This window comes from Dyella lutea, from assembly GCF_024158035.1.
In the GTDB taxonomy this organism is placed as follows: domain Bacteria; phylum Pseudomonadota; class Gammaproteobacteria; order Xanthomonadales; family Rhodanobacteraceae; genus Dyella_A; species Dyella_A lutea.
Genome location: NZ_JAMZEK010000007.1, coordinates 1 through 10,620 on the forward strand (window position 1 = coordinate 1; position 10,620 = coordinate 10,620).

Sequence of the window (10,620 nt, forward strand, 5' to 3'; positions counted from 1 at the left end):
CGTCTTGCCAACCATGATCGCGCCGCGTTCTTCGGCGCTCAGATGTCCGTAGTGCTGGCCCATGCATCACCTTGTCGTGGGGTGGTGCACTTGATCTTAGAAACCGCCGTTACTTTCTCTTGGGCAAGCAAGAGAAAGTGACTCGGCGGCCGACGGACGTCGAAACCGCTTTTGAGTCTGCAACAAATGCACACGCCCATCCGCGCACCGCCTCGCCAATGCGGAGCGAAGTCACTGGATCCCAGCTTGACCAGCCTCCGGCTGTTGAAGAGCTCCTCGCTGGGATGACGCTGAGGAAATATCCAGCCAGGTCCGCGACGACCAAACAAAAAGAAAAGGGCGGCCGAAGCCGCCCTTCCCTCAAGCCAAAACGAGCCGGCTTACTTCTTCGCGAACAGGTGCTCGACGCCCGCGCGCTCCTCGCGCAGCTCCTTGTCGGTGGCATCCATGCGGGCGCGGGAGAAATCGTTGATTTCCAGGCCCTGCACGATCGCGTACTTGCCGTTCTTGATCGTCACCGGGTAGCCGTAGATCACGCCCGGGGCGATGCCGTAGGAACCGTCCGACGGGATGCCCATCGAGACCCAGTCGCCCTCGGCGGTGCCCAGCGCCCACGAGCGCATGTGGTCGATCGCGGCCGAGGCGGCGGAGGCGGCCGACGAAGCGCCTCGGGCCTTGATGATCGCCGCGCCGCGCTGCTGCACGGTCGGGATGAAGTCGCTCTCGTACCAGCTCTGCTCGACCAGGCTCAGCGCCGGCTTGCCGTCCACGGTGGCGTGGTGCAGGTCCGGGTACTGCGTGGAGCTGTGGTTGCCCCAGATCGTCATCTTCTTGATGTCGGTGGAGTGCTTGCCGGTCTTCTCGGCCAGCTGGCTCATCGCGCGGTTGTGGTCCAGGCGCACCATCGCGGTGAAGCAGTTCGGATCCAGGTCCGGGGCGTTCTGCTGGGCGATCAGGGCGTTGGTGTTGGCCGGGTTGCCGACCACCAGCACCTTCACGTCGCGCTTGGCGTGGTCGTTCAGCGCCTTGCCCTGCGGACCGAAGATGGCGCCGTTGGCCTCGAGCAGGTCCTTGCGCTCCATGCCCGGGCCGCGCGGACGCGCGCCGACCAGCAGCGCGTAGTCGACGTCCTTGAATGCGACGTTGACGTCGTCGGTGGCGACGGTGCCGTCGAGCAGCGGGAACGCGCAGTCATTGAGCTCCATCACCACGCCCTGCAGCGTCGGCAGCGCCGGGGTGATCTCCAGCATGTGCAGGATCACCGGCTGGTCCGGACCCAGCATGTCGCCCGCGGCGATACGGAACAGCAGGGCGTAACCGATCTGGCCGGCGGCGCCGGTGACGGCAACTCGAACGGGGGCTTTCATGGGGGTGGCTCCTTGGTGGGAAGGTGAGGCATTTGTAGGAGCGGCTTCAGCCGCGATGCTCTTGCTGCGGTCGTCTGAAAAGCATCGCGGCTGAAGCCGCTCCTACAGGGGTGTCAGGTGAGTTCGGCGAAGAACTGGGCGATACGGTCGAGGCCCGGTTGCAGCTGGACCGTCGGGCAGGTGTAGGAGATGCGCATGGCGCGCGGCTCGCCGAAGGCCGAGCCCGGCACGCAGGCCACGCCCTTGGCTTCCAGCAGCGCGGCGCAGAAGCTCACGTCGTCGGTGATGGCCAGCTCGCCGCGGCGCTTGCCGAACGCGACCGAGATATCCGGGAAGGCATAGAACGCACCCTGCGGCCGCGGGCAGACCACGCCGGGGATCGCGTTCAGCGCGGCCATCACGGTGTCGCGCTTGGCGGCGAACTCGACGCACTTGGCCGCGGGCACATCCTGCGGCCCGGTGAGCGCGGCCACGGCGGCGGCGGTGATCACTTCCGGCAGGCTGGTGATGTGGTTGGAGTTGAGCGTGGTGACCGCCTTGGCCACCGACTCGGGACCGGCGATGAAACCCACGCGCCAGCCCGGCATGCCGTACGTCTTGGACAGCGAATCGACGAACACCAGCCGGTCCTTCAGCTCCGGCCTGGCGTGCACGAAGTTGTGGTAGCCCAGGCCGTCGAACACCATCGAGTTGTAGATGTCGTCGGTGATGATCCAGGTGTCCGGATACTTCACCAGCACCTCGGCCAGCGCGGCGATTTCCTCGCCCGTGTAGACCATGCCGGTGGGGTTCGACGGGTTGTTGAACAGGAACACCTTCGGCTTGCGCTTCAGCGCTTCTTCCAGCTGCGCGGGAATGAGCTTGTAGTTCTGGTCCGGGCCGCAGTGCAGGATGTTGGCCTTCGCCCCGACGATGTCGGCGATGTCGCGGTAGGTGGTCCAGAACGGCGCGGCAAAGCAGATCTCGTCGCCCTCGTCGAGCATCGCCTCGGCCAGGTTGTACAGCACCTGCTTGGCACCGATGCCGATGGAGAGGTTCATGCGGCCGTAGCCGGTGAGGCCCAGCGCCTCGATGTGCTTGAGGAAGGCGTCCAGCAACGTCTCGGCGCCGCGGTTGCTGCCGTACTGGCCGGAATCGCGGCTGAGCGATTCGCGCGCCGCGGCGTACACGTGCTCGCCCGGCAGGAAGTTCGGCACACCGATGGAAAAGCTGATGACGTCGCGGCCGGCAGCCTTGAGCTGCTTGGCTTTTTCGGCGATCAGCATGATCGCGCTGGGCTTGGCGCGACCGACGCGCTGGGCGAGCTGGGGCATGGTGTCCTCGAAGGGATTTGCGGGCAGCAAACCGGCGAAGTTTAACACGCGCCTACCGGCCGCCGGTCAGGCCACACCACCAAGGTCGTACCCACGGCAAGATGCGCGAAGTGCCGCCGCAGCGGCCTGCGACGCCGGGATGGCGCGCGGAACGGGTCGGAGCGCCCATCGCCGGAGGAGGGTCCGCATATGCATTGGCTTTGGGTATTCCTGGTCGGCCTGGTGGTCGGCGTAGTCGCCAAGCTGCTCACCCCGGGGCGCGACCCGGGCGGCTTCATCGTCACCGGCCTGATCGGCATCGCCGGCTCGTTGTTGGCAACCTGGGTCGGCGTCCACGTGCTGCACATGTACGCCCCCGGCCAGTCGGCCGGCTGGATCGCCTCGGTGATCGGTGCGGTGGTCCTGTTGCTGGCCTACCACATGGTGTTCAAGAACAAGGCCTCCTGAGCGAGGGGCCCGGTGCACCGGCGCCGGGCCCCTGCCGTTCAGCCGAACAGCTTGCCGGCCAGTCCGGCCAGTGCGCTGAGATCGACGCCGCCATTGCCCGACGGCACCTGCCCGTCCGGCGTCAGGTGGTCGACCGCATGCGGCAACACCTGCGACAGCTGGCCGAGCAGCGCCTGCGGATCGGTACCGAGCCTGCTGGCCATCGACTCGATCACGCCACCCAGGCCACCATTACCCAGTGCCTGGCCGAGCTGGCCCGGCGACACCGGCTGGTTGGCGCCGGCACCCACCCAAGACTGCACCGCATCGCCCAGGCCGTGCTGTTGCAGCATCGCCACCAGGCCCTGCACGCCGCCGGCGCGCTCGATCAACTCGCCGGCCACCCCCAGCAGGGAACCGCCGCCCTGCCCGCTCCCGCCTATCAGATCTCCCAGCAACGACATGGCTCGAACTCCCTGGACCGGCGCGCCACCGCACCTCGCCGGCCGAGCATAGGCCGATCGCCCTGGCGCAACCACCGCATCGCATGACGAGTCCGAAACGACAGCGGCCACCCGAGGGTGGCCGCCGAAAATGGTCGTGATGCCGGCCTCAGCCGCGGGCGTCGAGGATCGCGTTCCACTCCTTCAAGCGCTCGGCCTGGGCCGCCAGCAGCGCATCGACGTCTCCTTCGACGGTGGCCTTCTCGATCACGTCGCCCTGGCGGATCGCGTCGACCACCGCCTGGTCCTCGACGCCCAGCACTTCGCCGAACACGCTGTGCTTGCCGTCCAGCCAAGGCGTGGCGCCGTGGGTGATGAAGAACTGGCTGCCGTTGGTCCGCGGACCGGCATTGGCCATCGACAGGATGCCCGGCTTGTCATGGCGCAGCGACGGATTGAACTCGTCCTCGAACTTGTAGCCCGGGCCACCGGTGCCGGTGCCCAGCGGGCAGCCGCCCTGGATCATGAAGTCGGCGATCACGCGGTGGAACGACAGGCCGTCGTAATAGCCGCGACGCACCAGATTGACGAAACTGGCCACGGTCACCGGGGTCTTGTCGTCGTGCAGGCGCAGGCGGATCGGGCCGCGGTTGGTCTGGAGCGTGAGCTGGATGGACATGGGGCAATCCTTGGGTTCGGGTGGAACGCGTCGCCGCGCCGGGGCGCGGCGGCAAACGGCCGCCAAGGATAACGCAGGCACCCGGCGCGCGCCGAGCGGGCGCGGCGGCGCTCAGGGCAGGCCCAGCATCTCCCGGCGCAGCACGCCCTCGCCGCGGGCGGAGGCTGCCGGTGTCGGCAGCGCCTTCGGCCAAGGGGCCCCCTCGAACAGATGCACCCACATGCGGTCCAGCGCGGCGTAGCCGTAGGGCATCAGGGGTATGTGCGCTGCGCCGAAACCGGGCACGGCGAGGAAAGCATCGAAATGCTGGGCGTACGGCACCCGCCAGTACAGCGGCGCGCGCCCCTCGCTGCGCAGCCAGGCCACGTAGGGTTCGGAGCTGAACGCGGTCGGCAGCAGGCCGTCGCCGGCGCCGTGCAGCACCCACAGCGGCAGGTCCGCCCGCGGCAGCTTCACCGCGGTGGCGGCGACGCTGGCATGCAGGGTGCGTGCCTCGCTGCCGTCGCCAGTCCACAGGTTGCGCAGGCAGTCGAGCCCGGCCAGGGTCGGATCGTCGGAGTGGTCCATGCCGCCACGCAGGGCGATGCCGTTGCCGGGCGGGATACCCGAGCCGTCGGCCCACCACGCTGCGCGCGTCGCCGCGTCGGCCGGCGCCGGATGGTTGTCCTTGTCGATCGTGACGTAATGGAAGCCGCAAGGCATGTCGGTGGCACCGGTACGGGCATAGGACGACGCATAGCCGGCGGCGATCACCCGCCAGAGATCGAACGACGTGGTGCTGGCCGCGGTCGCCATCGCCTCGTCGGTCCAACCGTGGGAACGCAGCCGCTCGTAGGCCGCCTCGCCCTGCACTGCCACCGTGGCACCCGGCAATCGACCATCGGCATGCAGGCTGGCGCAACGCTGTATCCGCCCCGGCGGGACCGAACCGTCCGGCGCACGTCCGAACGGCACGTGGGCGAAACGTGGCGCGGTCAACGCGCACGGCAGCCAGATCGCCGCCTCGGTGGCGTAGTCGTACATCGGCCGGCCGTGGCCTTCGACGTAGACGTTCGGCTCCAGCGCCACCACGCCGGCGAACAGGTGCCCGTCGTCCAGACCGGCCGCCTGCAGCACCGCGCCGCCGCCATTGGACAGGCCGGTGGCGATGATCTTCGTGTTCTGCGGCGTGAAAGGCGCCTGCTCGGGGAAAGCGCGATCGAGCATAGCCAGGCCGAACCGGGCCGCCTGGATCACGTCGCGACCCCAGTCGGCCTCGGGGTTGTCGCCGGAGTGCATCTGCTTGACCGCGATGCCGGCGTCGGCCGGGGCCGGCTTCGGTTCGAACTCCAGCACCGCCTCGCCGCGCTTCGCCCGCGTGCCGTCCAACTGCACCCCGGTGTCGTCGGCGTAATCGAAGTAGCCTGGGCCAGTGCCCTTGTCGGTATAAGCCACCGCGCAGCCCTTCGGCAGACCCCAGGCGCCAGCCAGCGAAATCGCGCCGTACACCCCGCGCGAGCCGGACGACGGCGCCACCACCAGGCAACGATGCGCCTGGTCGAAATGATCCGGCACCTGCAGCAGCACGCGATGCGGCTGGCTCGCGCCGGGCACCCGGGCAAAAGCCTGGTATTCGCGCCCGGGGACGTCCGGCACGCCACCGTAGACCGTGCCGTATCCGCCCAGCGGGCCCAGGTCGGCGATGCCTTTCCAGTTGGTCTGGATCGCCCGCCGGCGCAGCTCGGCGGGTGTCGGATGCGCAGGATCGGCGATCGGCGAGGGCGCACCGGCCAGGCCGGCCAGGCCAAGCCCTGCACTGAGCAGGTCATCGTGATCGCGATGGTCGGTGACGCGGACGTCGCCGACCAGGAATCCGGGATGGGTCATCACCGCCTCCGGTCGGGATGGGAGCGCAGCACAGGCCGGCAGGGCCAGCGCCAGCAGCGGCATGCAGAAGGTGCGCAGGTTCATCCGTGCACCATAGCAACCGCCTGCGTGGCCGCCATCGTACGAAAGTCCATGGCCGCACACCGCGTGCGACGCAACATGCAACGGCGCCGCGGGCGACCTCAGTCCGGGCGCGTGCCAGCGGATTTCGGCGGCAGCGCCTCCATCAGCGGCTTGATCAGGTCCAGCGGCAACGGGAACACGATGGTCGACGACTTGCCGTTGGAGGACATGTCGGCCAGCGTCTGCAGGTAGCGCAACTGCAGCGCCTGCGGCTGCTGCGACAGCATCTGCGCCGCATCGCGCAGCTTCTCCGCCGCCTGCATCTCGCCGTCGGCGTGGATCACCTTGGCGCGGCGCTCGCGCTCGGCCTCGGCCTGGCGGGCAATCGCGCGGACCATGGTGTCGTTGAGGTCGACATCCTTGATTTCCACGTTGGCCACCTTGATGCCCCACGGATCGGTCGCCTCGTCGAGGATGCCCTGCAGCGTCTGGTTGATCGATTCGCGCTGCGACAGGATCTCGTCCAGCTCGTGCTGGCCGAGCACCGAACGCAGCCGCGTCTGCGCCAGTTGGCTGGTGGCCTGGTAGAAGTCCGACACCTGCAGCACCGCCTTGTCCGGCTCGACCACGCGGAAGTACACCACCGCGTTGACCCGCACCGAGACGTTGTCGCGCGAGATCACGTCCTGCGGCGGCACGTCCATCACCATGATGCGCAGGTCCACCCGCAGCATGCGCTGCACCACCGGCACCAGCAGGATCAGGCCCGGCCCCTTGGTGCCGGTGTAGCGGCCCAGTGTGAGCACGACCCCGCGCTGGTATTCCGGCAGCACCTTGATCGAGGAGAACAGCAGGAACGCCACCAGCAGCACCAGCACACCCATGAATCCGAACATGTCCATCTCCATCAGTCCCAGGAAAGCCGCCGGCACACCGGCGGCACATCGATCAGGCCGGCGCGACCCACAGCAGCAGGCCAGTCCGGCGAAGCACCCGCACGCGTGCGCCCGCCGGCAGTGCAACCTCGGCGCGTACCCGCCAGCGTTCGCCCAGCACTCGCGCCCAGCCCTCCGCACCGGGTTCCAGCGCGGCCAGCAGCTCGCCCTGCGCATCGCGCAACGCATCGTCGCCGCTGATCCGTCGCGCACGGCGCGCGGCAAGTACCAGCCACAGCAGCAGCGCCAGCGACAGCGACGCGGCCACCGCGATCCCGGCGATCACCCCGATGTTCACCGCATATCCCGGTGTTCCCGAATGCATCAGCATGACTGACCCCAGCACGAAGGAAATGACCCCGCCGACACCGAGCGCGCCGACCGTCGGCGTCAGTGCCTCGGCCACCAGCAGGCCGATGCCCAGCGCCATCAGGGCCAGCCCGGCGTAGTTCACCGGCAGCAGCTGCAGCGCATAGAACGCCACCAGCAGGCAGATCCCGCCGACGATGCCGGGCAGCATCGCGCCCGGATGCAGCGCCTCCAGCAGCAGGCCGAAGATGCCAGCGAGCAACAGCAGATAGGCGATCGTCGGATCGGTGATGACGGACAGGAAGCGGACACGGGCCCCTGGCGCGAAATCGCGCACCGTGGCGCCGCGCAGGTGCAGCGTCACCTCGCGCTCGCCGACCCGCACGGTGCGGCCGTCCGCCTGGGCCAGCAGGTCGGGCAGGTCGGTGGCGATGAGGTCGATCACCCGCTGCTGCTTCGCCTCGGTCGCGGTCAGCGTGGCCGCTCCACGCACTGCCTGCTCCGCCCAGGCCGCATTGCGGCCGCGCAATTGCGCCAAAGAACGGAGGTAGGCGATGGCGTCGTTGAGCACCTTGTGCGTTTCGGCATCGCCGCCGGGCCCGGCGAGCGGCGACGGCGAACCGGATGAGGCCGCGCCCGCGGGGACGGGCGCGGCCTTCGGCAGCGGCAGCGGCGTGCCGCCGCCCAGGGACACCGGCGTCGCCGCTCCGAGGTGCGTGCCCGGTGCCATCGCCGCCAGTTGCGCGGCGTAGAGGATGTAGGTGCCTGCCGAGGCGGCCCGTGCCCCGCCCGGCGCCACGTAGACCAGCACCGGTACCGGGCTGGCCAGCATGTCGGCAACGATGTCGCGCATCGACCCGGCCAGCCCGCCGGGTGTGTCCAGCTGCAGCACGATCGCGCTGGCGCCGGCGGCGACCGCCTGGCGACTCGCGTCATGGACGTACTCCGCAGTGGCCGGGCCGATCGCTCCGTCCAACGCGATCCGCGCCACCATCGGCGGGGCGTCCGCCACCGTGGCGGCGCGCACGGCTGATGTCATGCCGAGCAGCAAGGCCGCGATCGACAGCAGCGACATCGGGTATCGCCACATCCCTGCCATGTCCGTCGTCCTCCGGGCGCCACGGGACACACCGAGCGTAGCGCGTCGAGTGTTCAGAAGCAGATAGCGCGGGAGCTGGCCGTGACCAACCACCCTCGACGGCAACGGCGGGCCCGGCTACCGTTCGGCGGATGACTCGCCTGTTGATTGCCGACGACCACCCGCTGTTCCGCGCCGCCCTGCACCAGGCCGCCGCGACCAGCGTCACCGGTTGCACCGTGCTGGAAGCGGCCGACCTGCATGGCGCGCTGGAAGCGCTGCGGGCCGATGCCGACATCGATCTGGTGCTGCTCGACCTGCACATGCCCGGCAGCCAGGGGCTGAGCGGTCTCGCCGCGCTGCGCGGTCAGCACCCCGGGGTGGCCGTGCTGGTGGTGTCCGCGCACGACGAGCCGCGGGTGGTCCGCCGCGCGCTGGACCACGGCGCCGCCGGATTCATTCCCAAGAGCGCCAGCCCGGCCGAGATCGGCGAGGCGATCCGCTGTGTGCTCGACTGCGGCACCTGGTTGCCGCCGGCGCTGGCCGAGAGCGTGGCCGCGCTACCGGCCGATCCGGCCGACAGCAACCTGGCCGCCCGGTTGGCCAGCCTCACCGAACAGCAATACCGCGTGCTGGTGCTGCTGGCCGACGGCCTGCTCAACAAGCAGATCGCCGACCGCCTGGCGATCCAGGAGCGCACGGTGAAAGCGCACGTCACCGCGATCTTCGAGAAGCTCGGCGTGCGCAACCGCACCCAGGCCAGCGGCGTGCTGAAGGCGCTGGAACTGGGCGAGCCTGCGCGGGTCGTCTGATCCACGCCCCATCCCCGACGAAGGAGACTTCCCATGACCGACGCTTCCCGCGCCGACACCGCCCTGCTGCTGATGGACCTTCAGCCCGGAATCCTCGCCAGCTACGGCGACGCCGACTACCTGCCGCGCATCCGCCGCGCGCTGGCCGCCGCACGCCACGCTGGACTGCCGGTGATCTGGGTCCGCGTGGCGTTCCGCGACGGCTATCCGGAGGTGTCGGCCGACAACGCGATCTTCGCCGGCATCCGTGGCAGCGGCCGCCTGCTGGAATCGACCGATGCGGCCGGCATCCATCCGGACCTGGCGGTGCAGCCGCAGGACGTGATCGTCACCAAGCGGCGCATCAGCGCGTTCGCCGGCAGCGACCTGGACGTGGTGCTGCGCGGCGGCCACATCCGCCACCTGGTGCTGGCCGGTGTCTCCACCAGCGGCGTGGTGCTGTCCACCGTGCGGCTCGCCGCCGACCTCGATTACCGCCTCACCGTGCTCGCCGACGGCTGCATGGACGGCGATGCCGAGGTGCATCGCGTGCTCACGGAAAAAGTGTTCCCGCGCCAGGCGACGGTGCGCACGATCGACGACTGGATCGGGCACGTCGCCGCCTGACACCCCCTGTAGGAGCGCACCCTGTGCGCGAATGGTCTTCTGTGCCGGCGGCGGAAAAGCCATCGCGCACAGGGTGCGCTCCTACACCGCGGCCTGCTGCGCGCTGGCCACCCGCTGCAGCACCTGCCGCAGCGCCAGCGGCTTGAGCGGCTTGTGCAGCACCACCGCGCCGAGATCCTGCAGCCGCTGGCGCAGCTCGCTGTCGCGGTCGGCGGTGAGGATCACGGTGGCGACGTCCGCGTGACGCTCGCGCAGCTGTACCCACACGTCCATGCCGGTGCGGCCGGCATCCAGGTGGTAGTCGAGGATCTGGATGTCCGGCCGCCACGGCGCGGCCAGCGCCTGCTCGGCCTGTCGCGCCGCATGCACCTGCCAGCCCCAGCCGACGAGCAGATGCTCGAGCGCCGCCAGCGCCGCCGGCTCGTTGTCCAGCACCAGCGCGCGGCCCGATGCCACCGGCAGCAGCGAGGACACCGGCAGCGCGGTCGGGCGCATCGGCCGCGCCAGTGGCAGCGCCAGATGGAACACGCTGCCGCGTCCCGGCGTGGAGCGCAGGCCCAGCGGATGGCCGAGCAGCGCGGCCATCCGCTGGGCGATCGACAGGCCCAGTCCCAGCCCCTGCCCGCCCGCGGCGCTGCCGCGGCGGAACTCCTGGAAGATCAGTTGCTGCTCCTCCAGCGCGATGCCGGGCCCGGTATCCCACACCTCCACCCGCAGCGCGTC

At 69.7% G+C, this 10,620-nt stretch carries 11 protein-coding genes; 3 read left to right on the top strand and 8 right to left on the bottom strand.

Annotated features, from left to right (window positions below; all coding sequences use genetic code 11):
- Positions 1-380 precede the first annotated feature (380 nt).
- A complete protein-coding gene (locus tag NC595_RS20245) occupies positions 381-1,367 on the bottom strand; it encodes a malate dehydrogenase (RefSeq protein ID WP_253569195.1) in 987 nt (328 codons plus the stop codon).
- Positions 1,368-1,480: 113 nt separating this feature from the next.
- Positions 1,481-2,680 carry an aminotransferase class I/II-fold pyridoxal phosphate-dependent enzyme gene (locus NC595_RS20250; RefSeq protein ID WP_253569196.1) on the bottom strand — a complete coding sequence of 400 codons (1,200 nt, stop codon included), beginning with the start codon at positions 2,678-2,680 and terminating at the stop codon, positions 1,481-1,483.
- A 189-nt stretch (positions 2,681-2,869) separates the two neighbouring features.
- On the opposite strand from NC595_RS20250, the gene NC595_RS20255 reads away from it, so the two are divergent.
- Positions 2,870-3,127: a GlsB/YeaQ/YmgE family stress response membrane protein gene (locus tag NC595_RS20255; RefSeq protein ID WP_253569197.1), complete on the top strand. Its 258-nt coding sequence runs from the start codon at positions 2,870-2,872 to the stop codon at positions 3,125-3,127.
- A gap of 38 nt (positions 3,128-3,165) precedes the next feature.
- Here the strand turns inward: NC595_RS20255 and NC595_RS20260 are convergent, their stop codons facing one another.
- The 5 genes from NC595_RS20260 to NC595_RS20280 form a co-directional block, all read right to left on the bottom strand.
- Positions 3,166-3,681 carry a YidB family protein gene (locus NC595_RS20260; RefSeq protein WP_425493182.1) on the bottom strand — a complete coding sequence of 172 codons (516 nt, stop codon included), beginning with the start codon at positions 3,679-3,681 and terminating at the stop codon, positions 3,166-3,168.
- 37 nt (positions 3,682-3,718) lie between these two features.
- Complete coding sequence (locus tag NC595_RS20265; protein WP_253569199.1) at positions 3,719-4,228, bottom strand: peptidylprolyl isomerase; 510 nt, start codon at positions 4,226-4,228, stop codon at positions 3,719-3,721.
- A 111-nt stretch (positions 4,229-4,339) separates the two neighbouring features.
- A complete protein-coding gene (locus NC595_RS20270) occupies positions 4,340-6,178 on the bottom strand; it encodes a D-(-)-3-hydroxybutyrate oligomer hydrolase (RefSeq protein ID WP_253569200.1) in 1,839 nt (612 codons plus the stop codon).
- A 98-nt stretch (positions 6,179-6,276) separates the two neighbouring features.
- Positions 6,277-7,053, bottom strand: coding sequence for a slipin family protein (locus NC595_RS20275; RefSeq protein ID WP_253569201.1), 777 nt, complete (start codon positions 7,051-7,053; stop codon positions 6,277-6,279).
- 52 nt (positions 7,054-7,105) lie between these two features.
- Positions 7,106-8,500: an NfeD family protein gene (locus NC595_RS20280; RefSeq protein ID WP_253569202.1), complete on the bottom strand. Its 1,395-nt coding sequence runs from the start codon at positions 8,498-8,500 to the stop codon at positions 7,106-7,108.
- A 131-nt stretch (positions 8,501-8,631) separates the two neighbouring features.
- Between NC595_RS20280 and NC595_RS20285 the strand changes: the two genes are divergently transcribed.
- Both NC595_RS20285 and NC595_RS20290 read left to right on the top strand, forming a co-directional pair.
- Positions 8,632-9,291 (top strand): response regulator transcription factor, encoded by a 660-nt coding sequence (locus NC595_RS20285; RefSeq protein ID WP_253569203.1) that lies wholly within the window; start codon positions 8,632-8,634, stop codon positions 9,289-9,291.
- 33 nt (positions 9,292-9,324) lie between these two features.
- Positions 9,325-9,897 (top strand): cysteine hydrolase family protein, encoded by a 573-nt coding sequence (locus tag NC595_RS20290; protein ID WP_253569204.1) that lies wholly within the window; start codon positions 9,325-9,327, stop codon positions 9,895-9,897.
- Positions 9,898-9,978: 81 nt separating this feature from the next.
- On the opposite strand, the gene NC595_RS20295 is transcribed toward NC595_RS20290, so the two are convergent.
- Positions 9,979-10,620, bottom strand: a 642-nt coding sequence (locus NC595_RS20295; protein ID WP_253569205.1) for an ATP-binding response regulator, incomplete at its 5' end; no start/stop codon positions are given.